Raw genomic sequence first — 22,929 nt, forward strand, 5'->3', positions numbered from 1 at the left:
CCGTCTGAAACTGACGTAATCAGGCGGGAACACCGTCCAGAACAGCCGCGCTGCCTGGGGTGTTGGAAGTCACGTTGCCAATCACCCAAGCCCGATGGTTCTTGTCGCGGCAATGCTCGATCACAGCGGCCTCGCTCCCAGCCGGCACCACCAGGCAGAAACCGATGCCGAGGTTGAACGTGTGCCAAAGGTCTCTTTCGGGAATGTCTCCGGCCTCCTGCAGCCATCGGAACAGGGGTGGTCTTGTCCAGCTGGAGGCGTCGATGCGCGCAGAGCAGCCATCCGGCAGGCAGCGCGGCAGGTTTTCCGGGAGTCCTCCGCCGGTGATATGGGCCATGCCGTGGAGCTCGCATCCGCTCTGCAGCAGGTGCTGCACCAGGTCGGCATACAGGGTTGTCGGCGCCAGCAGGTCGCCGATGAGAGGGCGCTGGTCGTCGCCATAGAGGGTGTTCGCATTGGCGTTGGCCTTCTCCAGCACCTTGCGCACCAGGCTGAAGCCGTTGCTGTGCACGCCGCTGCTGGCTACACCGATCACTCTGTCGCCAGGTTGGATGCGCTGGCCGTCAATGAGCTCGTCTTCTTCGACGACGGCCACACAAAAGCCGGCGAGGTCGTAGCGCCCCTGCGGGTAAAACCCCGGCATCTCTGCCGTTTCGCCGCCGAGTAGGGCGCAGCCGCTCTGCCTGCAGCCATCGGCGATTCCTTCAACGACCTCGGCCATTGCCGATGGCGCTAAGGCCCCGGTGGCCATGTAATCCAGGAAGAAGAGCGGCGCGGCTCCTGAGGTGATCACGTCGTTGACGCACATCGCCACCAGGTCGATGCCCACGCCGTGATGGCTGCCATGCTCCTGGGCCAGCTCCAGTTTGGTTCCGACGCCATCGGTGCCTGAGACCAGCAGAGGCTTGCGCAATCCAGCTGGAAGACGCATCAGCCCGCCAAAACCGCCAAGGCCGCCAATGACCTCCGGTCGGTGGGTGGCTTCCACAGACGCCTTGATGCGTTGCACGAACGCGCGCCCGGCCTCAACGTCAACTCCAGCGCTCTTGTAATCCATGGAACGAATCCGATGCATTGATCCTGCAATGCCGCGGAACCTGTGCTGATTGGCTTGTCGGCACAGCATCTGATTGGTTGTGCTTATCGGTTGTTCTCTCTCGGCTTATGCCCAGGGGCTTGCGTTCCGGCGTTGATCGGCCAGTCGGCATGCGGTTTAGCGAAAGAGGCGGGCCTGGGTGGCTGTGCCGATCGCGGTGATGGCGCCCAGTTTCTTTCCAAGAGCACCTTTTTTAAGTTCACAACAATCTTTTTGTGAGGCCTGCCAACGGCCGGGAACTGTGCGCGCTCAGTTCCAAGACCTTGGCCACGCCGTTCTGCATGCGAGTCCTCCTGACGTTGGCCACGCTCTCCGGAGCGATCTCAGGCAGTGCGGCCCTCCTGCCGGTCGTGGCCAGCGATTTCCTTTCGCTCAACGGTGCGGAGCCCCTTGACCCTCTGGATCTGGTGGTCGAGCCCCAGACTCCTGGGCTGCAGGCAACGCTTTCTCCGGCAGAGGTCAAACCAGTTCTTGCACCTCCTTCCCCTGAACTCCCCAAGCCGAAGCTGAAGGTCGTTCCAGAAGTGGTGAAGGTCATCACTGGTGAGGCCAGTTGGTACGGCCCCGGTTTTTACGGCAACCTCACGGCTAACGGTGAGATTTACAAGCGCGGCACGATGACGGCGGCCCACCGCACGCTTCCCTTTGGAACAAAAGTGCGCGTCACCAACCTCTGGAACGGGCGCACCGCCGTGATCCGCATCAACGATCGCGGACCTTTCATTGATCACCGGGTGATCGACCTGGGCCACGGCGCCGCCTCTGACCTGGGACTGACAGCCTCTGGAATTGCCCAGGTCAAGCTTGAGGTGCTGCGCTGAGCTGCGTCGTTCTCTCCACCCAGGCCGAGCTAGAACGCTTCCGGGCCAACCTCGGTGGACCTCTGCAATTCGTGCCCACCATGGGGGGGTTGCACCAGGGTCACGGTGAGCTGATCCGCCTCGCTGCAGCACGGGGTCCTGTGCTGGTGAGTGTGTTTGTTAACCCACTCCAATTTGGGCCAGCTGAAGACTTTGATCGCTACCCGCGAACCCTCGAAGCGGATCGCGATTTAGCCGAACGTTGTGGCGCCCATGCCCTTTGGGCTCCGGCGGTCGACACGGTCTATCCCGGTGGACCTCAGTCGGCGGTGTCGCGTTCAGCACCGGTAGACCTGCAGACCCATCTTTGTGGAGCCTCCCGTGCCGGTCACTTTGATGGGGTGGTCACGGTGGTGGCCCGACTGCTGCAGCTGGTGGAGCCGTCCTGCCTTTGGCTGGGTGAGAAGGACTGGCAGCAGCTGGTGATCCTGCGCCGGCTCGTGGCCGATCTTGATCTGGGCGTGGCGGTGCAGGGCGTTCCCACCGTTCGTGAATCCGATGGTTTGTCGTTGAGTTCCCGTAACCAATACCTCTCTTCTGTTGATCGGGCTCGAGCCGCTGCTCTGCCGGCGGCACTGCGTCGTGCCGATCCCAGTGATCCTGAGACTTCGGTGCGACAGTGCCTCGCTGAAGCAGGACTTGAAGTGGAGTATGTAGAGAGGGTCGATCCCCGCACCCTTCAGCCCTGTGGCGCTGAAACGGCCATCTCACTGTTGGCCGCGGCGGTGCGTTGCGGGACGACCCGTTTGATTGATCACGTCTTCCTGATGACCCGCCAGCCTCTTGTTGCCATCGATGGCCCTGCCGGTGCTGGCAAAAGCACCGTGACTCGGGCCTTTGCTGAGCGGATGGGGCTGGTTTACCTCGACACCGGTGCGATGTATCGGTCGGTGACCTGGTTGGTGCAACAGAACGGTGTGGACCCGCAGGATTCGGCTTCGATTGCACCGCTGTTGAACGACCTCGACCTTCAGCTGCGGTCGCTGCCCGGTGGTGGCCAGCAGGTGTTGGTGAATGGGCAGGACGTGAGTGACGCGATTCGCTCGCCGGAGGTCACCGCGTCGGTTTCGGCCGTGGCCGCCCACCGTTGCGTCAGGCAAGCGCTGACCGCTCAACAGAAAGCGATGGGTGCCAAGGGTGGTTTGGTGGCAGAAGGCCGCGACATCGGCACCGCTGTTTTCCCGGATGCGGATCTGAAGGTGTTCCTTACGGCCACGGTGGGCGAACGGGCCCGGCGCCGGGCTCTGGATCTGGACCAGCGAGGCTTCCCGGTGCCTGAGCGATCTGAGCTTGAAGCACAGATCGCCGAACGGGATCACCTCGACAGCACCCGTGAGGAGGCTCCTCTGGTGCAGGCGGACGATGCCGTTGAGCTCGTGACCGATGGCATGAGCATCGAGGCTGTGATCGATGCCCTGGTGGGGCAGTTCCGGTCTCGGGTGGCTGAAGAAGCCTGGCCTACGCCGGCGGGCTGAGCTCGTCGAGCAGGTTGGCGCAGGCATCCTCGAGCAGGTCGAGCACATGCTCGAAGCCCGCCTCGCCCCCGTAATAGGGATCCGGCACTTCCGTTTCAGAGAACCGGCCGGCGTAGCTGAGCATGGGCTTGATGCTGGCCGTTGCTCGGGGCCCGGCTTCGCGAGCCAGTACCTGGACGGCCGCGAGATTGTCGTCGTCCATGGTCAGCACCAGATCGAAACTCGAGAAATCGTCGAGGCTGATCTGCCTTGCTCGGCTGGGGAGGTTGATGCCGCGGCGGTTGGCGGCCGCCTGCATGCGTCGGTCTGCCGGGTTGCCCACATGCCATCCGCCTGTTCCGGCGGAATCCACCACGAACTGATCACTGAGGCCACGCTTTTCAAGCAGATGCAGGAAGACGCCTTCGGCTGCTGGTGAGCGGCAGATGTTGCCGAGGCAGACGAACAACAGTTTCTGGGTCATCCGGCGTTGAGGCGTTGGAGGGCTTTCAGGGCCCGCAGCCGCACCACCCTGACACCTTCCGCATCGGATGCGAGCTGGTTCAGTGCGGCACGGCCCTGTTCGGCGAGGTGCGCTGACACAGCAGCGCTGTTCAAGCGTTGCTCGAGTCCGTAGGCCGCTGCGTAACGCACCACCCACTCGTCGTCTCGCACGGCTTTGAACAGTCCCTCGAAACAGCGCACAAGCTGATCGTGCGCTGCATCTTCACTGAGCTCCAAGTCCGCCAGGCCACGGGTTGCTGAGCGCCGCACGCTCGGAGCGATGTCGGCCTTAAGGGCATGCTCCAGGAGGTCAAGACCCCGTGGATCCCGCAAGGCGGCAATCACCTTCACTACCCAGGCCCGTGCGCCGTAATTGCGGGCATCCAGGCTCACCAGAAGGATGGGAACGATGTCCTGTCCCAGTTGAATCAGCCCCTGTGTTGCCACGGCTGCCACCGCTGGATTGTTGAACCCCAGCACCTTCACGAGCGGTTTGGCGGCCTCAAGGTCGTTTAGTGCACAAAGGGCTTGCGTTGCTTGAACCAGCTCAGGAGTGCTGGTGGCCCGCTCGAGCGTCTGAAGCGCCTGGTCCAATGCTGTGCTGGTCATCAGAGCAGTCCGTCCATTGTGTCGAGAACGTCATCGGGGTCGACGTTGCGTTCCGCCACCTCTCGGAGTGCAACCAACTTGAGGCTGGGTTCCACCGCAGCCGAGCGGATCGAGGGCACGGCGCCGAGCCAGCCGGTGGCGCCAAGGTCCAGCAGCGCGCCGCGGCGTACCAGGGGTTCTGGATGGTTCAGCAGCTTTTTTAGTTCCATCCCCCATTGATCACGACCGGTCAGCTGCAGCAAGGCTCGGTAGGCCGCTGAACGGATCAATGGCCGCGGGTGCTCCGTAAACGGCTGAATCACAGCGAGATTTCTACTGCTTCCATCACCAATGTCACCGAGGGCTTCCAGCAACGCTTCACAGGGTTCGTTGAGCAAGGGGGATGAGGGTTGCTCAGCTCCTGCTCCCTCCAATCCACCGGCAAGCAAGGCGCGGATGCCCTCAACAGCCCCACAGCTGCCCATGGCACCAAGCGTGCGGACCACCTCCTCTCGCACGGTGTAATCGTTGGAGTGCAGCAGCGCCAGAAGAGGTTGTTCTGCTCTCATGTCCCTGAGCAAACCGAGAGTACGGATCGCGTTGAGAGCGACACCGCGCTGTTCTGGATCAATCGGCGTGGCATCCAGTGCTCCAAGAGCCTTGAGCAGAAGAGGGATGGCATCAGGATGCTGGCTGCGCATTTTTCCGAGCCACCAGGCGGCGTAGTACTGCGCCGAAGGGTCCTCCGTCTGGCGGAGGTTTTGGATCACCTGCGTTTCACTCAGCGGTTCCATCACACCCAGGCCGATGCCATATCGGCTGTCCAGCTTTCAGTTCGTTTGAACCGGAACGGTCCCGCCACCGAGCCCCAGCAACGCTCATTGGTTTCCGGGTCATGACCGCGATCGAGGGTCGCAAGGGAGTCTCCCTGCAAATGAAAGCTGCTCACCAGCACGGTGTCTTTGCCATTCCGTTGCACGATGCATTTGCAGCCTGGTTCCATGGCGCCGTGGTAGCCGTCTGGCTGTTCGAGCACTTGGTAGTGGCACTGATCCAGGCTGATCAGGTCGCTGTCCTGAATGGCAAGGCGCAGTTGTGGATCAAACGTGGCTCCGGCGAAGCGTTCCGGATCACGGAAGGTGTGATTCCAGAGCTTGATGGCGCCGGAGGCCTGCTCTTCAGCGCGGATCATGCGCAACCGATAGGGATGCTTGGGATCAACGGCATAGGTCTGTTCGAGCAGAATCGATCCTGGAAGGAGCTGTATGAGCGGGCGATACCTCAGAAAAATGTGGGCATAAAGGGGTGGGTTGTCGAAGGCTTGCTGCTGGTTGCTGTATTCGCCGCAGAGCAGGTTGAGAAAACGCCGAACGTTGAGGGTGATCACAGCGCTCTGATGGGGCCGAAAAAGAACAATAAAAAAAGCCCCCCGAGGGGGGCTTGGAATGCAACGTCAGCTGATCAGATCAGAGCGTTGATGGCGTAATCGATGTAGCTGTTGGCTTCGGTAGCAGCGTCGCCGCTGAGGCCGTGGTTGGCCTTGATGTGCTTCAGAGCTTCCACATACCAGGAGGGGGAGAGCTCGAAAGTGCGGTTGATCTCGTCCAGACCGGCGATCAGGTAGTCGTCCATGGGGCCGGTACCACCAGCGACCAGGCAATAGGTGATCATGCGCAGGTAGTAGCCCACGTCACGGGAGCACTTGGCTTTGCCTTCGGGGGTGGCTGAATAGTTCGGCCCAGCCATCTGGGTGGTGTAGGGGAACTTGGTGTACACGGCCTGGGCAGCGCCGTTCACCAGGGAATCAGCCTTGCTGGTAAGAGCCTTAGCAGCTTCGAGGCTGGCCTTGGCTCGGTTGAAACGACCGGAGGCAGCTTGAACTTCGGTGTTGCTCAGGAAACGTCCCTGAGAATCAGCTGCTGCAACAGCTTCGGTGAGAGGGGTTTTCATTGGTTAGGAGAAGTAAGACGTCGAATCAACGCGTCGATCAGGCGACGGAAGCTGCGGCTTTGTCGAAGTAGGTGCCGATTTCGCTGCTCAGGGAGGCGCAGTCACCAGCTGAGATGCCAGCTTTGTCGTTGACGAGTGCTAGAGCGGCTTCCTTCATCAGGTTGACTCCAGCTGCAACCGAAGCACCGGGGGTGCCGAGGGCCAGGTAGGTCTCGCGAAGGCCGTTCAGACAGCGGTCTTCCATCACGGAAGAATCACCGGTGAAAGCGGAGTAGGTGACGTAACGCAGGATGATCTCCATGTCGCGAAGGCAAGCAGCCATACGACGGGAGGTGTAGGCGTTACCACCGGGGGAAATCAAAGAAGGCTGTTGGGCAAACAGCTGACGAGCGGCCGAAGCAACGATGCTGGAGGCGTTGCTGGAGATGCGGTTAACGGCATCCAGACGCTTGTTGCTGTCGGAAACCATGGCAGCGAGGGCGTCGATCTCGCTGGTGCTGATGAATTGTCCCCGGGCATCGGCCTGGGCGACAACCTTGGTGAAGGCGTCGAACATGGTTGTTGTTCCTGTGAACTACGTCTGGAGCGGGAATCTCAGACTTGAAAGGGATGGTTGAAGGCTATTGCCTCCATCCCGTCGCCCGCGATTCTGGCCAACAGCTCGGGAGCGTCCCGAAAGCTGTTCATAATGCTTAACTCCCTTGCGGCGACAAGGAAGTGGCGGTGGCTTCTTCGAGGTCAAACAGCACGCCGTGGATGTACGACTCCGTCCATTCACTGCCATAAAAGCGCGTCAACATGCCGCGTGCTGGATCTTTCTCGGCGCGGTACGCCGTGTAGCGCTTCTGGCCCGAGAGCAGGTGTGCAGCACGCTCATGGTCAACGGGCTGCGCCTCCTCCACCAACGCCAGGTAGAGCTGAAGGTAGTCCGCAAAAGCCGGACGGATCACGCGGTCAATCAGCGCATCGCCTTCCTCCCCAAGAGGGATCCTGGTCCAGAGAAAGGCAGGTGAGAAATAGGGCTGTGCTTCGTCAGGAATGGGTCCCCCATCGGGCAGTTCGGCGCGCCAGCGCTCGAAAAGCGGCATCAGCCGCTGCCAAACCGGGTCCGTGTGCTTGGGATCTGTCTTGTCGACAGGTTGCAAATCCAGAGCGAGCAGGTGCCCGTTGGGCAGCGTTACCAGATCGGCTCCGAAGAAAGGAAGATCAAAACGACTGCTGGGGTTGATCACGAAGTTGAGCACCGATGCAGCCGCACCAGCCTCAACGCAGGCACAGCGCACTTGGCGCAGCTTTTCTGTTGAACAGGCCCAGGTTGCAGTGCTGACCGGCACTGGTTTTGCCTTGGATCCTGTGCTGCCCTCTTTTTGTAGAAAACGATCCGCAATTGGATAAGGATTCGGCTGCAGAGAGCTCAGTGCCGCAACGGCGGTGTCGAGAAAAGGCTGCCAGCGCCATCCGGGGATCTGGACAGGATCAAGACTCGTCGTGCGGAGAGGGAAGGTCATTTGGGCTGGCTGGCGGGGAAGAGAAATTCGTGCAGGAAACGATCAGACCATTCACTTCCGAAATGGCTGGTAAATAGGCCGTGTGCAGGATCTCTCTCTGCACTGTAGATATCATAATTTTTCTGAAGTTGTTCCACTTCGATTGGATTAATGGAAGAAGGGGTTTTAACTGCTTCGTCGTGTAAATCCCAGTAGGTTTTTAGAAAAGCGCTGAAAGCTGGGGGTAGCGATGATGTCGCCTGTTCTGCTCCGCCCCGGCAGAACAGCAGCCATGAGGAAAAGTATTGATTTGGATCAAAGGAACGCATGGTCTCTTCACCATTGAGATCCGGAAATTGAGCGTTGAGTGACTTCAGTCCATCGAAGTAGCGCTCCAAATAGTCCTTGTCTTGAACAAGTGGTTGGAAATCAAGAACAGCAACCAACTTCTGCTTGGCACCGAACCAGAGCAGATCAACTCCCATTAATGGATGGTCGTAGGTGTAGTCGGGATAGGCAACTGAATTCAGGACCTGCAAGCTGTCACCAGCATCCAACCGGGTAACGCGCCACCTCCGAAAGCCAGGCACGTCCCAAAGCCAGCTCTTGATGGTGCTAGAGCGTTTGGATGATTGATTGTGCTGAAGTCCAATAGGAACCTCAACGGGTACTGCGCCCCGGGCTTTGATTCCTGAAAGCAATTCCTCAAGAAATGGATCAAACATGGTGATCAGTTGTTAACTGTTGAAGACGCCATTGCCAGTTGTTGTGCCTGCTGGGTGATATCTGAAATTTCGGCATCAGTAGGGCACCGAAACTCGGTGCAGTATGTGGTCATTGCAACACCATCTAAGCACTGAACAGAACTCACTCTCATTCTGATCTGATCGGTCACAAACCAACAGCGTTCAATGCCAATATTGGTGTCGTATCGCGTCGTGATCGTCACGACGCCGTCGTCTGCGAAGCTGTAAGTGCTTAAAACAGATTGTTTTTCAACATATCCAACATCTCGAAGTAGAAACCCCTTTCGGGGATCTTCATGGTCAGGAACGTCGATAACCACTGCAGCGTAATCATCGTTGCGAACGCCCTTCTTGATATTGCTTTCCCACCAAAATCGTGCTCCACCTGAGCTGTCTTCGGTTTTAATGTTCAAAGAATTGCAGATCTTGGTGACGACCGGGTCATCAGCACTAAATGGTTCAATGACTAGATTGGAATCCGCAGCTTCGTCATCTTGATAGTCGTGGTGATGAACAGCGCGCCTGTTTAACCAAGTCCCTCGGCTGGCTTCGAAGAAATCCGCCATTGTCATCGGCGGGGAAAGTGTCTGCACCATTGGTTTGTGCTTTGAAGAAAATTAGTTAATACAGGCGAGCCGGTAAAAAATTTTTTTGCAATTCAAGACTTGCTCTGCTGTGCATTTCTCTGTGCAACCAGCTGTGACATCACTTCGTCAAGTCTTTGAAGCTCTGGATGTGCTGCAACAGTGGAGTCAATCTTCTTTTGTGATAAGCGCAGTTTTTTGCCTAAACCAACTACATCCTGAAAAAGTCTTTCCCTGTAGGCAGCTAATTCATCGATGGACGCTTGCAACTCTTCAAGGGTAGGTAAATCGGACGCTGCGTTGTCCATGAAGTTCTGATTGAGCCAAAAGATCCTAAGCCTGACAGATGCCTGCCCAAGACTTTTGTGAACCTTTGCTCGGGTTTGCGTCAATAAAGGAGAGATTGCCCTCGGATCGGCCTAATTCCTAGGGCGTTAACCGGGGTATTTGGCCCAAGGTGACAAACTTTTGCGTAAAGGGGGCTGTTTGACGAACCCTGCTGATAACTGAGTTTAGCTTGGGTCAGCGCTTCCATCACCCTTGGGTCTCCGGGCTTCTAAGGCCTGTTCACCCGGCGGTTTCCGAAGCACTGCATCCCCAAAACTGTCTGGCCCCCAATGCTCGACGCATTCTCCCGCACAGTCGTCAGCGCTGACGCCAAAACTGCACCTGTTGGTGGTAGCGATCTCGCTAGCCTCCGCTCCTACGTGCAAGATGGCAACAAGCGTTTGGACGCTGTGAATGCCATTACTTCCAACGCCTACTGCATCGTCTCCGATGCAGTCACCGGCATGATCTGCGAAAACACAGGTCTGATCCAGGCTGGCGGCAACTGCTACCCCACCCGTCGGATGGCTGCGTGCCTTCGCGATGGTGAGATTGTGCTTCGCTACATCAGCTATGCACTTCTGGCTGGTGACGCGTCCGTGCTGGATGACCGTTGCTTGAATGGCCTCAAGGAAACCTATATCGCTTTAGGTGTTCCTACCCAGTCTGCTGCCCGTGCTGTCGCGATCATGAAATCCGCAGCTACGGCTCTGATTGGTCAGACCAACTCTCCTGCCAGCGGTGGTGCTAAGTACCGCAAGATGGAAACCACTCAGGGCGACTGCTCTGCACTGGTGGCTGAAGCAGGTTCTTACTTCGATCGTGTGATTGGCGCGATCAGCTGATCTGCGGACGATCAAGTCTTTTCTCCTTACCTTCTCAGCACCTTTTACCTAAGGATCTCAAATGAAATCCGTCGTCACCACTGTTGTGACCGCAGCTGATGCAGCCGGTCGCTTCCCTTCCCAGAACGATCTTGAGGCTGTTCAGGGCAATATCCAGCGTGCAGCTGCACGTCTGGAAGCTGCCGAAAAGCTGGCCGCCGGTCTGGACAACGTCACCCGCGAAGCAGGTGATGCTTGCTTCAATAAGTATGCCTATCTGCGGCAACCCGGTGAAGCCGGTGATAGCCAAGTGAAGGTCGACAAGTGCTACCGCGACCTCGGTCACTACCTGCGCTTGATCAACTACTGCCTCATCGTGGGTGGTACTGGTCCTCTCGATGAGTGGGGTATTGCAGGAGCACGTGAGGTGTATCGCACCTTGGGTCTTCCCACCAACGCCTACATCGAAGCTCTGACTTACACTCGCGATCGTGCTTGCGCTCCTCGCGACATGAGCCCTCAGGCTCTTAACGAGTTCAAGAGCTATCTTGATTACGCGATTAACGCTCTGTCTTGATCAATTCAAGATCCTAGGGATAGGGGGGAGCAGCAGTTCCCCCCTTTTTTTGTGTCAGCCAGATGGAAGACCACCGATCATCCATCACAGACGAACTGAAATTCCATTAGATTCATCAAAGGTGTATTTTTTTGATGACAACGTTTGTTCTATCTCACAATTTGCAGGTTCAATCAGATCTAGTGCCTGCATTGAATTTTGAACTGCTTGCTCAAGAACTTAAATCTCTTTCGAAAAATATTTATTCAACGGAAGTTCTTGGCCATCCTCATTGGAAACTATCTGTATCATCTGATTTATCTCCGCAAGATATGGCTGTTGATTTAGTTCAGACTTGGTCTGATTACCGTCGTCAACTCGGACACGACATGAATCACGTTGTCCTGGCACTTGGTGGAAGGAAAGATTCCCCAGCTTCTCCTGGAGCTCCACTCCAGGAGGGATATTGGGGTGTTGATTTGGTTGAAACGCCCGATGAAAGCACTTTTCTTCAAGCGATCAACTGGGAAGCTCTCAAAGCTGGGCGATCCGAAGATGCGATTTTTGAAGTCTCTTCGAGAGCCTCATAGATTTTGATCAGGCTTGTTTCCGGCGATTCCTACGGCGGCTAGAGGTAGCTTTACGTTTGTTGGCCTCTGGCTTGTCGGAACCCGTTTTTTCTTTCTTGTTAGGAGTGGTTTCTTTTTGGGGTGTTAGTTTCTCTACTAGTTTCCGAACCTTGGATGTAGAAGGTTGCTTTTTGGGTGCTGGTATCGAAGGCTGATCTACCGCGCTCCAGCCAACAGATGTTATAGGTGTATTGCAATTTCTAAAAGATTTCATCCATTGCGCCATGAACCGGGTGTCAACGCAAACTGTGTGGGAAGTTGAGGGCCTGCAGCCGTCCATCACACCAGTGGAAACATGGATCAATCGTCCTGGGAAAGGTCCCATATTTTTTGTTGTGGCTCAGAAGAATTTTGCCTCCGGTGTCGTCTGATGGCAAGCTTGCTATTACTTTCTTATCCCGACAGGACCCATTGAATTACGAGCCTCAAGTAGAATCGTCCGAATGTTGACCATTACTGATGACTGGTCTTTTCGATAATATTCATGCTGGCTTGGATCAACAGGGAGCAGTTGATATCTTGTCTAAAGAAATTGATGTTCTTGAGAGTGAAAGCGATTATTATATGGCCGCTTCTCATTTGATTAATTTTCCTGGCCCGAAAACAAGCCAAGCATTATTGGCATTTTTGGATAAGTGTTCTGCGGATGTACCTGTAGGTCTTGCACAACGCAAAGCCGTAGAAGTTCTTGCGCGATTAGGGGTTGCAGAGGCTACGTCCAAAATTTCGAGTTTTTTAAGTAGCTCTGATGTGTATATGGTTGAGAATGCAGCTTGGGCATTGTCTCATTTGAACTGTCAAGATCCTGAAGTGCACCAACATATGATCGATTTGTTAGATGATGCTAGCCAGAATCAAAGAGTCCTAATTCAAAGTCTCTCAAAGCTTTCTGTTAAATCAGCAATTTCGTCTATTTCAGTACATACAGCTCATGAAAAGACTTCGGTCCGCGGTGCTGCCATCGCTGCCATGATTCATCTATCTGGAGATCAATCTCATCTGGCTGAGCTTTCAGATCATTTGTATGGCTCCAATCAAATGGATCGCCAGTCGGCTGTGCAGGATGTGATCGATGCAAATGCTGCAGAGCTTTTGTCTGATTTGATGCAAGCACCAATATCGCCTGCATTTCGGATGCGAGCTGTGAGATCTCTCTTGAATAACCCGTCAAACAAACTCTCAGACAGTGATTCACTATCAGCAGTAGATCAAGTTTTGTTTGACGATCCTCGTTTGATCACTGTCCTCCATCATTACGACGATCCTTTGCCTACAGAGCTACTGATTGACGGCTTGTTCCATCCCGATTTCAGTCGTTGCTATCTTGCGATGCAGACACTAATAAAACGTGATGCTCAAGAGATTTGGAGTGCTATTGAGAATTGCTGGCAAGATAAAGCTCACAATGACTATGGTGCACACTATTTTTTGATGCGATTGTTTGGCCTTGTTGAAGGTTGGACAGACGAAGCATTGCTTCATATTCGCAAAATTCTCTCAGATGCTATTATAGATAAGCGTCCTCAATTTAGAAAATCACCTCCAGCTGCTTTGCTTTCTTATGCTCGGCTGTTTCCTGAGCAATGCATGTGCTTCTTGGATCATTTTTTGTCTGGTGATAATAAGCTTAGTTGGGATATGCATTATGTCGGCCTCCTTGTGATCAATTCCGATCAGAGCGACCATCTCAAAAATCAATATCAATGTCAATTGCAAACGCTTGTCAATGCTGATGTTGATGATTTGGTGAAGCTCAAAGCGAAAAGCATTCTGGATCGTAGATAAGAACTAAGTTTGAACCCAAATAGCCTTAGTCAACAATGCTAGTATTAAGTACAGGTCATTATTTCTGAAGTGAACGGCGATTCGACTATCCCTTCTGTTGATGCACTGTTTGAAGACCTGATGCATCCCAACCCTAGGATTCAAGAAGAAGCTTGTTTGATTCTTTCTGAGAACTATCGGGAAGAAGCATTGCCAAGATTGTTAGACCTGTTTTGTCATCATGACCCTAAAGTTTATAGAGCAGCTGTTAAAGGCATTGGTTTCTTTGGAAGTGATGCATTCGATCCTTTGATCGACCTTTATGCAACAACAGTCAATCAAACTGCAAGGCGTTGTTGCCCCAAAGCATTCGTGCAAGTATTCAAGAATTTTCCCGATCAGCCGTTTCCTGATTCAGTCATGCAAATGTTGGAGCAAGGAATCGAAGATTCAGATATGGTTGTCGTACAAGGTGCGTTGATGTGTCTTGGTCAGATCGGCAAGCAACAATTCAAGTCTGAAGAGGCAATCCAAATTTTGGCCAAGTCTCTCAGCAGCCAAAATGTTGCTTTAATCTTCAGTGCATCTCAGGCTCTTGCCGATATTCCCAACCCTTTGGCTGAAGATGCTTTACGTTCACTGCAGGACAATAATACAGATCCTTTGATTCAGGAAGCAGCTCAATCTGCGTTGGCACGTCTTCAGAATCTGCTCAATTCAAAGCATTAGACTGTTTTTTGTCGAGCTACAGTTTCTACTCCTTCGTAATAACCTCCAGCGCGGAAGTCAAAACGTTCTACTTTGTCATCTTTAGCACAAGTCGTTTGCGAATAATGTAGCAGTGTGCTGAATCCTTCCGGTACCATCTTGGGGCATAGTCTTCCAACATCATTAGCAAATGGGCAGAAGTACACCCCTGCCCATCGATTAAGAAAACGCCCTTTTATTTCATCAGAAAAGATAAATCCATGTTGATCAGCGAGCTTGAGGATCTCCTCGGGCTCAGCCTCACGAAATAAAGACCTAAACGTGGTGTCTTCTTCGAGCACACCAAGAAAACGGATGAACTCAGCTCTTGACATCTGCCGGTGTATAGACTGCCTCTTCAACTATATCGATAACTTCACCTTTAAAGCTACAACGAGCTGAAACTTATTGATTGTTTGTTTGGACAAGCCTTTTGGGTGGTTTAATCATTTTTCGCTGATAAAATATTGATCGCGACTTTGAGAACGGCTTTCACGTCGGGATCATCTTCTTTTTTTTCTGCCATCTTTAGCTGCTCAATGGCCCCTAGTGCATCTAATTTCATCAAGGATAATGCAGTATTTTTCCGAACTTGTGTGTCTTCGTCGCTTAGTTTTTTCAGTAGTAATGTTTCCACATCTTCGGCGTCACATGATTTTCCTATGAGAGTCACTGCCTCTGCTCTGACGTCTGCTGAGACGTCCTCGAGTGCCTGAAATACTCTATTTTGTGCTCTTAAATTGTCACTCTTTTGTATTTGATCTCCCAAGGCTGAAATTGCAGCAACTCGAACTTCTGCCACGTCTGAATCGGCAGCCTCGAGCAATGCCTCCGGTGCCTTAGACCCGATAAAACTCAGTGCGAGATTGATTAATCCAACCTGAAATGGTGTGCAGTCTGGATTTTTTAGGATTCCAAGCAACGAATCCATGGCATCTGGACCAATGGTGGCCATTGCTCCAGCAGATGATCCAAGTACAACTGGGTCATCATCTTTTAAAAAGGCTTCAAGCAGATAAGGCAACGCGTCCTTGTTGCCAATCAAATTAAGTGTTTTGGCTGATGCTCGTCTTACGACCACATTTTGGTGTTGGCGAAGTGCTTTACAAAGAATGGGTAGAGCTTCGTACCCAACTGCCCCAAGACTTTTAGCAAAGGTGAGTCGTAAGGCGCCTCTCGCGTCCCCAAGTCCGGCGACCATCCGTTTAAGTGACTCGGCATCAGATTTTGGGATCTCACCTTCGCTTAATTTTCCACTGAGTTCATCAGCGAGCTGGAGTGCTTCTTCTTCCGTGAGTTGGCTTTTGCTGATTGATGAGATATCGGTGAAATCCTGGAGCACTGCGTACGTTCCTCTTTGTTGTGTAGCAATCTAAGCGACGCCGATCAGGCCCTTGCCATCCTGTGTTGTGCTGCATTAAAAAAGCCCCCTTCCTGGGAAGAGGGCAAGAGTTATTGCAAGAATTGCCTGAATTAACCTCAGGCAAACGGTTTAACCCCGAACGGTCGGAACGGAACAGCGCCAGTCCTTTTGGGAGGCTGTTGTGCACCATACTTTTGTTGGGGCAGTGTTGGGGCAGCTTTCAGGATTGGCTTCATCATGCTGATCGCGGCAACAGCCAGTTGCGTTGTAGTGCGACTACGGCTCCCTTGTGCATTGTCGCTGACGGCAACCTTTGTGCCGGCAAGTTCACGCATTAAGTTGAATGAGCTGGTCATCATCCCTGCGTAGGAATCGCCCGCTCGCATGTAAGGAACGATGTCTGATCCAAAAACCTCTGCATATTCTGCGGAATCTGTGAGGCTGTCAATCAGAGCATCAAAACCCTGTTCTGCTTGAAGTTTGATACTGTTTTGAACTTCTTCTTGATTGAGAGGAGCTCTCCCTAACAGGTGTTTGAAATTAAGCTCGATCCCACGTTGTGGGGCAACACTATGGAAGTAATTGTCCTTGTAGAAAGGGGATTTCGCTAATCCGTTGACAAAGTCGCGGACCGTAATTTCTCCGTTCATCAAGCGTGCTTCAAGGGAGCTGCACCGCTCGTTTTCGGTTGGAGGTAGGTTTCCGTAAACTTGTCTGTAGGCGTCATTAATTGTTCTCTCTAAAGCCCAGGAATCACTGGGGTGATACTCATCAAAAACTGAACCGAAGGGGCATTCGCTATGCAGCCTAGGGCCAATTCCGAGCCCCATCTGAGAACAAGTGTTGCGCTTAAATTCAGCAATTGATCCAGCTACTGTCCGATGAACAGTGTTTTTGCCAGCCTTGCTTGGCATGGCGTACGAGGCTGGTTTGGTGCGGCTAGCCGACGCCATTCCAGCGGGGCTGGTTTGTGTACTTAACATAAGGTTGGTGAGGGGAGGTGATTTGTGGTGACTCTTCCCAACATGCTTTAAAACAACTCTTTAAGCTGTTGTTAGTAAGCTTTGCCGAGAAAAATTCAGCGAAATTGAGTATTGATGCGTTTCGATGCCCATAATTCGCCAATTGCCACACAGAGTAAACATTGCGTCTTTGACTGTGGCAAAATTGTTTGTTAATTAGCCACGGATTTTCTGGATCGCTCCAGAATTGTTTACTCTTAATTGTCAAGAATTTGTGTTTTTTGATTTTGAAAACAAAAAGGGGTGGGCTTTTGGCCCACCCCTTGGTTAGATCAAAAAATCACTCAGCTTGACTGATGATCAGCCGAGGGAGTTGATCACGTAGTCGAGCAGCTGGTTGTAAGCGGTCAGAGCCTGAGCGCTCATGTCGCGAGGGGCGCAACCGCGGGAACGCAGGTGGGAGAAACCAGCCACGTAGGTGCCAGCGTCGATGCTGAGGGCCTTATAGACCTCTTTTTGGCCGTTGATGGCCAGCTCATCCAGAGGGCCGGTGCCGCCGGTGACCAGGCAGTAGTTGATCAGGCGCAGGTAGTGAACGAAGTCACGCTTGCACTTCTCTTTGCCTTCAGTGGCGCACTTACGGGGCTGACGGCCGGTGGCACCGTTGGGGTACTGGGCGTAGACAGCATCAACAGCTTCCTGGGCAACTTGGTCGTAGTTGCTGGCCAGCTTTTCAGCAGCTTCCAAACGAGCAGAGGCACGTTGGATGGAGCCCTGGACGGACTCCATGTCGGAAGCGGTGGGGAAGCGGGATGCGCTGTCGGCTGCGCCGACGACGGTGGTGATAACGGACTTCATGATTAAGAAGAAGGGTGTTCAGGTGTGCAGAAAATCGATCTCTGGCTCAGCTGATGGCGCTGATCACCATGTCGAAGTAGCTAGCAGCTTCACCAGACAGGTTTGCGCAGTCACCGGAGGTAACGGGCATCTTCTTGGGCTGGCTGTTGGTGTTGGTGATCAGGGCGCCAGCGGCAGCCTTCATGATTGCAACAGCACGGGCGGCGGAACCGGTGGGAACGCCCAGAGCGGCATAGGTCTCGCGGAGACCATTCAGGCAGCGGTCCTGCAGCACGGAAGCGTCGCCGGCAAGCAGTGCGTAGGAGACGTAACGCAGAACGATCTCGCCATCACGCAGGCAAGCAGCCATCTTGCGGTTGGTGTACACACCACCGTTGGGGGCGGTCAGGCCGGTGTTCTCGCAGCAGATGCCGGCGACGGCGTCAGACACGATGCAGCTGGCGTTAGAGGTGATGGCGTTCACAGCGTCCAGGCGCTTGTTGCCATCAGCAATGAAGGACTTCAGGGAAGCCAGTTCACCGCCACCAATGAAGGAGCCGCTGGAATCGGCCGAGACAGCAGCCCGGGAGAATGCGTCGAGCATGGGGTTGTGGAATACGTTGTTTGGGGAGATGCATTCCGCATCACGAATGACACTACCCCTGCTTCCCAGGCCGTCTTCCCGAAGGAGGACGTCAGGACACACAAGTTGACAAAGGCGAAATCAGTAAGGCCGTGTCGTCAACCAATGTCCGACAGTTCACCTTATTTATTGCTCGTCTTTTTATGACAACTGTTTAAGGACGCGTTGGCAGGTCCATTTAAGTGGTAGCCAGAAGGCATTGGCCGAAAGCTCCTCCAGAAGAGGCTTTTGGTCCACAAGGCCTAAGCGGAGGCACCCCCATGCAGCTGCAATGCGGGACTTGGTGTACTGAGGGATTGTTTCGGCTAAGGCAAGCCTGATTAGATCGCTTCGTTCTTCCAAACCCTGAAGACTGACGACGGCGGTTAGGTAATAGTGCGTAACGTAATCACTCCATAATTTTTCTTTAATTTCGTCAATTAAAATCATTCTCTCTGCTTTAGGCATGGCCATCAAGCTTGAGGCACCACCGTATTGGCGTGCTTCGTCGCGATGTTGAAGGTTATTTTCGATCTCTGTAGGCTCAATATCGCAAATCCACTCTTTCCTAAGTTTGAGTTGTTGAGGGTTATCTTGTAAGAGTTGTGTTATTAGCTCAGCATATTCTTCCGGTATCTGGCATTTCTTATCAGGATCGACCAACTGAAATGCACTTCTCGCCCGCAACGACATTGACACGGGAGCTGTGACAAGAGCTTCCAGCCTTGAAACGTCACCTGCATCGCCCAAATCAATCACGGCAGAGCGCCTTCGTCCTGCGATTGGATCAACAAGTTGCGGGATGAGCACATCAAGGCCCTCTGGCTGTTGAGCAACTTTCGACATGTATGCCCTTGCCGCACCAGCCACCAAGGGATTGGAATCATCTTGGAGGGGGCTGATGCTGTTGATGACAGAGGGTACTCCTAAACGACAAAATGCCTGTATGACAGCTCGCTTTTGAATATCCTCGCCCTCAAGCGCTCCCAATAATTTTTCATGATCTACTTCTGTTAACGGTGCTCCAATTTTTGTTATCGCGTCTACAGAATTAATCACCGCAGCTTCATCATCGCATTTTAAGGCTCGAAACAGTGATGGTAGGGCCTTTGGACTTTTTCGTCTGCCAAGGGCGTCAATCGCCTTGCGTCGCGTGATTCGATTAAAAAGATGCTCTGGATCCAGCTCTGCAGCCTGAATCAGCACATCAAGTGATTCTTCGCTCTTGCTTGCTCCAAGCCTTGTGGCTGCCATGTATTTATCAACGGGCCTCTCGAGCGAGTCTGGATCAGCCAAAATCACCGCCATGGCCCGCTCTTCCGTCAAGCCTTCAACCAAGTTGTCGAATCGCTCGGCCATGTTTAAAGGGTCATCAATGAAAAACCTGGATTTTCTGTCAGCTGGTGTTGAGCTGCAGCTTTAGAGCTGCTGACCTGATTCTGTTGAATCGTAGTGACGTTGAAATTCCATCATCTCTTTGACCATAGCATCAACGTCTTAATCTCAGTGATGATTTATGACTGGTTGATTGTCTTCTTTAATTTGCGCTGTCTTTTGATAAATACGTTCTCGCCATCTGTTACCGTGAGAAGAGGGGTTTTTGTATCATGCCAGTCTCTCCCGAGCTCGAACAGGCTCTTCCTAGGTTTGTTGAAGCTGTCCAGAAGTCAGCAGATGTACAAGATCAATTGAACCTGGTTTCTGATTTGGAGCAATTGAAAGCAATTGTTAATGATGTTGAGCCTTCATTGACTGGCTCGGCATTGATTCCCTATGAACAGGCTACGAGCCCTCCAAAAATTACCATCGATTCAGGTATTTTGGAAAAAAATATTCCATGGCGGTTGTTGCGTTGCCCGGGTGGACCTTTGGTGCTGCAGATGATATGTGAGAAGGTAAATTTTGCGCTTTGGATTGAAAGCTGCTGATGATGCCTGATTCTGTTATTGATGATTTTGTGCAGATGGTCATTTACGATCATTCTGTTGCAACAGGATTAAAGACTTGTAAGACAAATCAAGATATCGTGGATTTTGCGGCTTCTTGTGATTATGTTTTCTCAATCACAGCGTGGCTCAAGTATGTTGAATTAGATTCAGCTAGCTTATCTGAATCTGAAGCCATGGCGATTCAAGCCATCGCAAGCGATCACTGGTCATGGGCATTCCGTAAGATCGCCCCATGGAGAGCCATGTTGATGGATGGTGCCTAGTTTTACGGTCTCTTCATGAGAATTTCGTTTAGAATTATTTTTGAGATTTCATTGGGCTTTGATGACCGATTCTGCTCTTGCTGCAAATCAAGATCAAGTCTTGGAGGCTTTTATTATTCAAGTTCGCCAAAGCCCAGATCTAAAAGCTCAAATTAAGGCTGCACTTAATCAGGATCAAGTCATTGAGATCGCTGCCGCCAATGGTTTCGATATCGATTCAGCCGCTATTTTGAGAAAATGGAGCAAGCATACTGATTTCAGCCAAGACACTTGGATGGGCTGGTTTGAAGAATAAATTTTGATTCAAGAATTGATTTCTGAATATCTTGTAGTCTTACTACCTTTTTTTGCCCAATAAGTGACAAGATCTTCTCCTCCTGGTCTGGGTACGCTTGCTGTAGCTTGCAGTATTTTGAATGATCTTCTGGGGCCCATTGGCCAATTTCCAATTGCTTTGACTGTTCTTATTCTTCCTCCAATTGCTTGAACAGAAGCCTCAAACTTATCGAGTTGAGTTTGATCCACTGTTTCAAAGATAAAGTCTGTGCCAACACATATTAGATGTTGTGAGCGTATCCAAGACTTCATTTGTTTTTTTACGTCTTCCATTCTAGGTTTTCGAATTTAGCCACTCATCATTGATTTCCTCGGAGAAACTTTGGATTCTTTTGAATCTCAGAAGGCCATGTTCTGAACCCCAAATTTGTTCGTCTGTGTTTGGATCAAAGCCTCGATCGCGACTAATCCAATTTTCTTGGTCCACCTCAACTTCGCTCACAAGATAAGTGAGTTTTCCATCTCGTGGAACCAAACAATTTTTGCCTGGTTCAACTTTTCCGATGTAATGTCCTTTTTCTTTACGATGAAAGTGCATGGCACACCCACACCGTTCTTTTAGGGTTGTGGAATCGATTGCATTCATGATTTGGGGCTCTCGACCAGCCCCTGCCAATCTTCTGGGATTTGTGAACCCATAGTTCTCAACCACAAAAGTATCTTCATGCGTAGTTAATCGGTGAATGCCCTGCCGGTAGGGATCCCATGGTGCATAGTCATAACATTGTTCAGAATAAAAACCAGGACCTTCAAAAATATGCCAGGGTAATGGGCGGAAAAAGATATTGATTCGAGCAAAATCCTTCGGGTCTTTTTGTGACTGTTCGATGTTGTCGTAGATGCCCGCAAGAGTTTTGGCAAATTCGGCAAGGTCTAAATTCTTGTTCATCTTTCGGAATTATGCATTAATTCGTCTGACTTCTGATGCAAACGACGTTTGCAGCACTCCTGACCCGGCTGAAGTTCTTAAAACTGATGACCTGCAGCGCACATTCTCTGAGACAAACCAAATTCTTTCTTCGGCAATTGATTGCTCGTAGTTTGTTGTGAGCGTGAACGTACCGTCGTTGGAAAAGTTGTATTCCGAGATGGCTGCCTCGGCTTCTGCATAACCAACGCTTCTGATCAGCGTCCCCGAAGAAATGTCTTTGACAAATGGAATAATAATGCAATGGCCTGATGATACTTCTGATGGGTCATCAGGTTCCCAGTCACTTTCTGCGCACCATTCCATTTTGAATGGAGATGAAATTGTATCTAAATTAAATCTTTTCGCTAGAGGTGATTCGATTAATTGTTTAATTGCGGAATCTTCTCTGCTGATTTCTTCGATCGTAACTTCGCTCAGAACTTCTTCAAATTGCTGGAAGGCTAAGGAATGCCCAGATCTCATTGAGCGCCATTTGCCTGCACTTTGAGCAACAAATTGCTCAATCGTCATGCAGGCTTGTGTTGTTTTCTGAGCTGAGCTCATCCAGCGAAGGAGAGTTGATGTGCATCATGTTAACCATAGAGTCGACCATCATGGACATGGCCATGGGTGTTGATGAGACCGACTGCAGGAATGTTGTTTTCCTGTTGGGGTTTTCGCTTGATGGTGGACGCAGAATGGGCATGTCTGAAACTAAATTTTGCTTTGTACCTGTTGACTGGGGTGTATTGACCGGTTAACAGTCACTAGAAGATTATGACTGAGCCGCCAGTCAAATCTGCCAGATATTCCCAAGGGTTAAGCCTTCGCAATAGAAAGGATCTGCCCGCCCTGCGACAGAATTGATTTTATGGTGGCTGACATGGAGGTCTGAGTCACCACTGATTTTTGAACTGCCCGGCGGTTGGCGCCCACCTGACGACGTGATGTCCAGTTAATCGTCAACGCGTTTGCGTTGCCAACGCTTCTGCGATCCTGTGCCTCTGGTGAAATGTCAGTGCAGAGACTATTCAAGAGTTTCGAATCTGTTTCTGCGTTGTCGTATCCGGCATATCCGGCATCCAAAGCCTTCGCACGTGTGAAGTACAGCGTGCTTCCGCCTATCACGGTTTGGGTGGCACGATTGTATGGAACTTGGTCGATGCCGAAGGCAGAAAGGTATTCATCACTGTAGGTGTAACTGGCGATCTCTGCTTCGTATCCCTCTTCCTGCAGCAGTCGAACATGGCTCATCAACTCAGATTGGTCACGGGGAGGACGGCCTAGTAGATGTTTGAAGTTCAGTTCAACAAATCGGTAGGGGCTGTTGCTTTCCAGAAAAAGCTTTTTATAGGTTTCCGACTGGGCCAGAGCCGTTACCAATCCTTGAACCGTTAGGTCACCGTTCATGAACAGCGCCTCAATGGAGGGGTTCAGATCGAGTTCCATCAGGTGTCGATTGCCAAACACCTGGCGGTACGCTTGGCGAATAACATCCGCAGCATGTGATGTGTCGACGTTGGCTGCTGAGGAAAGAGTTGTTGGCCCAGTCATTGTTGTCTGAATTGAAA

At 52.2% G+C, this 22,929-nt stretch carries 31 protein-coding genes; 10 read left to right on the forward strand and 21 right to left on the reverse strand.

The genetic code is table 11. The annotated features are described in order from the left end of the window. Positions 1–19: 19 nt before the first annotated feature. Positions 20–1,057: a phosphoribosylformylglycinamidine cyclo-ligase gene (gene purM / locus SynRS9902_RS02040; RefSeq protein ID WP_186509788.1), complete on the reverse strand. Its 1,038-nt coding sequence runs from the start codon at positions 1,055–1,057 to the stop codon at positions 20–22. 320 nt (positions 1,058–1,377) lie between these two features. On the opposite strand from purM, the gene SynRS9902_RS02045 reads away from it, so the two are divergent. Both SynRS9902_RS02045 and SynRS9902_RS02050 read left to right on the forward strand, forming a co-directional pair. Continuing rightward, a complete protein-coding gene (locus SynRS9902_RS02045; protein WP_186509789.1) occupies positions 1,378–1,917 on the forward strand; it encodes a septal ring lytic transglycosylase RlpA family protein in 540 nt (179 codons plus the stop codon). Continuing rightward, positions 1,914–3,431: a bifunctional pantoate--beta-alanine ligase/(d)CMP kinase gene (locus SynRS9902_RS02050; RefSeq protein ID WP_186510485.1), complete on the forward strand. Its 1,518-nt coding sequence runs from the start codon at positions 1,914–1,916 to the stop codon at positions 3,429–3,431. Before SynRS9902_RS02045 ends, SynRS9902_RS02050 begins: the two co-directional genes overlap by 4 nt. Here the strand turns inward: SynRS9902_RS02050 and SynRS9902_RS02055 are convergent. The 10 genes from SynRS9902_RS02055 to SynRS9902_RS02100 form a co-directional block, all read right to left on the reverse strand. Further along, a complete protein-coding gene (locus SynRS9902_RS02055; protein ID WP_186509790.1) occupies positions 3,415–3,894 on the reverse strand; it encodes a low molecular weight protein-tyrosine-phosphatase in 480 nt (159 codons plus the stop codon). The genes SynRS9902_RS02050 and SynRS9902_RS02055 overlap by 17 nt on opposite strands. Continuing rightward, on the reverse strand, positions 3,891–4,523 hold the full coding sequence (locus SynRS9902_RS02060) for a HEAT repeat domain-containing protein (protein WP_186509791.1): 633 nt from the start codon (positions 4,521–4,523) through the stop codon (positions 3,891–3,893). Before SynRS9902_RS02060 ends, SynRS9902_RS02055 begins: the two co-directional genes overlap by 4 nt. Next, complete coding sequence (locus SynRS9902_RS02065; protein WP_186509792.1) at positions 4,523–5,296, reverse strand: HEAT repeat domain-containing protein; 774 nt, start codon at positions 5,294–5,296, stop codon at positions 4,523–4,525. The genes SynRS9902_RS02060 and SynRS9902_RS02065 overlap by 1 nt, the downstream gene beginning before the upstream one ends. Further along, the gene (locus SynRS9902_RS02070; protein WP_186509793.1) at positions 5,296–5,889 is read right to left on the reverse strand and encodes a chromophore lyase CpcT/CpeT; all 594 of its coding nucleotides are present in this window, start codon (positions 5,887–5,889) and stop codon (positions 5,296–5,298) included. The genes SynRS9902_RS02065 and SynRS9902_RS02070 overlap by 1 nt, the downstream gene beginning before the upstream one ends. Positions 5,890–5,963: 74 nt before the next feature. Next, positions 5,964–6,452: a phycocyanin subunit alpha gene (gene cpcA / locus SynRS9902_RS02075; protein ID WP_115080337.1), complete on the reverse strand. Its 489-nt coding sequence runs from the start codon at positions 6,450–6,452 to the stop codon at positions 5,964–5,966. Positions 6,453–6,489: 37 nt separating this feature from the next. Next, positions 6,490–7,008 carry a phycocyanin subunit beta gene (locus SynRS9902_RS02080; RefSeq protein ID WP_038551074.1) on the reverse strand — a complete coding sequence of 173 codons (519 nt, stop codon included), beginning with the start codon at positions 7,006–7,008 and terminating at the stop codon, positions 6,490–6,492. A gap of 136 nt (positions 7,009–7,144) precedes the next feature. Further along, positions 7,145–7,960, reverse strand: a complete 816-nt coding sequence (locus SynRS9902_RS02085; RefSeq protein WP_186509794.1) for a phycoerythrobilin:ferredoxin oxidoreductase — start codon at positions 7,958–7,960, stop codon at positions 7,145–7,147. Further along, positions 7,957–8,664 (reverse strand): 15,16-dihydrobiliverdin:ferredoxin oxidoreductase, encoded by a 708-nt coding sequence (locus SynRS9902_RS02090; protein WP_186509795.1) that lies wholly within the window; start codon positions 8,662–8,664, stop codon positions 7,957–7,959. Before SynRS9902_RS02090 ends, SynRS9902_RS02085 begins: the two co-directional genes overlap by 4 nt. A 5-nt stretch (positions 8,665–8,669) precedes the next feature. Then, a complete protein-coding gene (locus SynRS9902_RS02095; protein ID WP_186509796.1) occupies positions 8,670–9,281 on the reverse strand; it encodes a phycobiliprotein lyase in 612 nt (203 codons plus the stop codon). 62 nt (positions 9,282–9,343) lie between these two features. Next, positions 9,344–9,577, reverse strand: a complete 234-nt coding sequence (locus tag SynRS9902_RS02100; RefSeq protein WP_115080475.1) for a hypothetical protein — start codon at positions 9,575–9,577, stop codon at positions 9,344–9,346. Between the two features lie 309 nt (positions 9,578–9,886). Here SynRS9902_RS02100 and cpeB point away from each other — a divergent pair, with 309 nt between their 5' ends. The 5 genes from cpeB to SynRS9902_RS02125 all read left to right on the forward strand — a co-directional run bounded on the left by cpeB (position 9,887) and on the right by SynRS9902_RS02125 (position 14,098). Beyond that, positions 9,887–10,441: a class 1 C-phycoerythrin subunit beta gene (gene cpeB / locus SynRS9902_RS02105; protein WP_006850931.1), complete on the forward strand. Its 555-nt coding sequence runs from the start codon at positions 9,887–9,889 to the stop codon at positions 10,439–10,441. A 61-nt stretch (positions 10,442–10,502) separates the two neighbouring features. Then, positions 10,503–10,997: a class 1 C-phycoerythrin subunit alpha gene (gene cpeA / locus SynRS9902_RS02110; protein ID WP_006851808.1), complete on the forward strand. Its 495-nt coding sequence runs from the start codon at positions 10,503–10,505 to the stop codon at positions 10,995–10,997. A 134-nt stretch (positions 10,998–11,131) separates the two neighbouring features. Next, positions 11,132–11,566, forward strand: coding sequence for a DUF2656 family protein (locus tag SynRS9902_RS02115; RefSeq protein ID WP_186509797.1), 435 nt, complete (start codon positions 11,132–11,134; stop codon positions 11,564–11,566). Positions 11,567–12,064: 498 nt separating this feature from the next. Continuing rightward, on the forward strand, positions 12,065–13,390 hold the full coding sequence (locus SynRS9902_RS02120; protein WP_186509798.1) for a HEAT repeat domain-containing protein: 1,326 nt from the start codon (positions 12,065–12,067) through the stop codon (positions 13,388–13,390). A gap of 69 nt (positions 13,391–13,459) precedes the next feature. Then, positions 13,460–14,098, forward strand: a complete 639-nt coding sequence (locus SynRS9902_RS02125; protein WP_186509799.1) for a HEAT repeat domain-containing protein — start codon at positions 13,460–13,462, stop codon at positions 14,096–14,098. On the opposite strand, the gene SynRS9902_RS02130 is transcribed toward SynRS9902_RS02125, so the two are convergent. The 6 genes from SynRS9902_RS02130 to SynRS9902_RS02155 all read right to left on the reverse strand — a co-directional run bounded on the left by SynRS9902_RS02130 (position 14,095) and on the right by SynRS9902_RS02155 (position 19,259). After that, positions 14,095–14,451 (reverse strand): Nif11-like leader peptide family natural product precursor, encoded by a 357-nt coding sequence (locus SynRS9902_RS02130; RefSeq protein ID WP_186509800.1) that lies wholly within the window; start codon positions 14,449–14,451, stop codon positions 14,095–14,097. The genes SynRS9902_RS02125 and SynRS9902_RS02130 overlap by 4 nt on opposite strands. Before the next feature lie 107 nt (positions 14,452–14,558). Then, positions 14,559–15,458 (reverse strand): HEAT repeat domain-containing protein, encoded by a 900-nt coding sequence (locus SynRS9902_RS02135; protein ID WP_186509801.1) that lies wholly within the window; start codon positions 15,456–15,458, stop codon positions 14,559–14,561. Between the two features lie 137 nt (positions 15,459–15,595). Beyond that, on the reverse strand, positions 15,596–16,462 hold the full coding sequence (locus SynRS9902_RS02140; RefSeq protein ID WP_186509802.1) for a phycobilisome rod-core linker polypeptide: 867 nt from the start codon (positions 16,460–16,462) through the stop codon (positions 15,596–15,598). 339 nt (positions 16,463–16,801) lie between these two features. After that, positions 16,802–17,299, reverse strand: coding sequence for a class 2 C-phycoerythrin subunit alpha (gene mpeA, locus SynRS9902_RS02145; RefSeq protein WP_006850994.1), 498 nt, complete (start codon positions 17,297–17,299; stop codon positions 16,802–16,804). Positions 17,300–17,345: 46 nt separating this feature from the next. After that, complete coding sequence (locus tag SynRS9902_RS02150; RefSeq protein WP_186509803.1) at positions 17,346–17,882, reverse strand: bleomycin hydrolase; 537 nt, start codon at positions 17,880–17,882, stop codon at positions 17,346–17,348. 180 nt (positions 17,883–18,062) lie between these two features. Continuing rightward, positions 18,063–19,259: a HEAT repeat domain-containing protein gene (locus SynRS9902_RS02155; RefSeq protein WP_186509804.1), complete on the reverse strand. Its 1,197-nt coding sequence runs from the start codon at positions 19,257–19,259 to the stop codon at positions 18,063–18,065. A 248-nt stretch (positions 19,260–19,507) separates the two neighbouring features. Between SynRS9902_RS02155 and SynRS9902_RS02160 the strand changes: the two genes are divergently transcribed. From SynRS9902_RS02160 to SynRS9902_RS02170, 3 genes are all read left to right on the forward strand, one after another. Next, on the forward strand, positions 19,508–19,828 hold the full coding sequence (locus SynRS9902_RS02160) for a hypothetical protein (RefSeq protein ID WP_186509805.1): 321 nt from the start codon (positions 19,508–19,510) through the stop codon (positions 19,826–19,828). Continuing rightward, a complete protein-coding gene (locus SynRS9902_RS02165) occupies positions 19,828–20,112 on the forward strand; it encodes a Nif11-like leader peptide family natural product precursor (protein ID WP_186509806.1) in 285 nt (94 codons plus the stop codon). The genes SynRS9902_RS02160 and SynRS9902_RS02165 overlap by 1 nt, the downstream gene beginning before the upstream one ends. Positions 20,113–20,173: 61 nt before the next feature. After that, positions 20,174–20,407, forward strand: a complete 234-nt coding sequence (locus tag SynRS9902_RS02170; protein ID WP_186509807.1) for a Nif11-like leader peptide family natural product precursor — start codon at positions 20,174–20,176, stop codon at positions 20,405–20,407. A gap of 8 nt (positions 20,408–20,415) precedes the next feature. Here the strand turns inward: SynRS9902_RS02170 and SynRS9902_RS02175 are convergent, their stop codons facing one another. From SynRS9902_RS02175 to SynRS9902_RS02190, 4 genes are all read right to left on the reverse strand, one after another. Next, on the reverse strand, positions 20,416–20,721 hold the full coding sequence (locus SynRS9902_RS02175) for a CpeR family transcriptional regulator (protein ID WP_071823038.1): 306 nt from the start codon (positions 20,719–20,721) through the stop codon (positions 20,416–20,418). A gap of 1 nt (position 20,722) precedes the next feature. Then, positions 20,723–21,337: a chromophore lyase CpcT/CpeT gene (locus SynRS9902_RS02180; RefSeq protein WP_186509808.1), complete on the reverse strand. Its 615-nt coding sequence runs from the start codon at positions 21,335–21,337 to the stop codon at positions 20,723–20,725. A gap of 9 nt (positions 21,338–21,346) precedes the next feature. After that, positions 21,347–21,889: a phycobiliprotein lyase gene (locus SynRS9902_RS02185; RefSeq protein ID WP_186510486.1), complete on the reverse strand. Its 543-nt coding sequence runs from the start codon at positions 21,887–21,889 to the stop codon at positions 21,347–21,349. 288 nt (positions 21,890–22,177) lie between these two features. Next, positions 22,178–22,912, reverse strand: coding sequence for a phycobilisome rod-core linker polypeptide (locus SynRS9902_RS02190; RefSeq protein WP_186509809.1), 735 nt, complete (start codon positions 22,910–22,912; stop codon positions 22,178–22,180). Positions 22,913–22,929 lie beyond the last annotated feature (17 nt).

This window comes from Synechococcus sp. RS9902 (assembly GCF_014279635.1).
Classification (GTDB): domain Bacteria; phylum Cyanobacteriota; class Cyanobacteriia; order PCC-6307; family Cyanobiaceae; genus Parasynechococcus.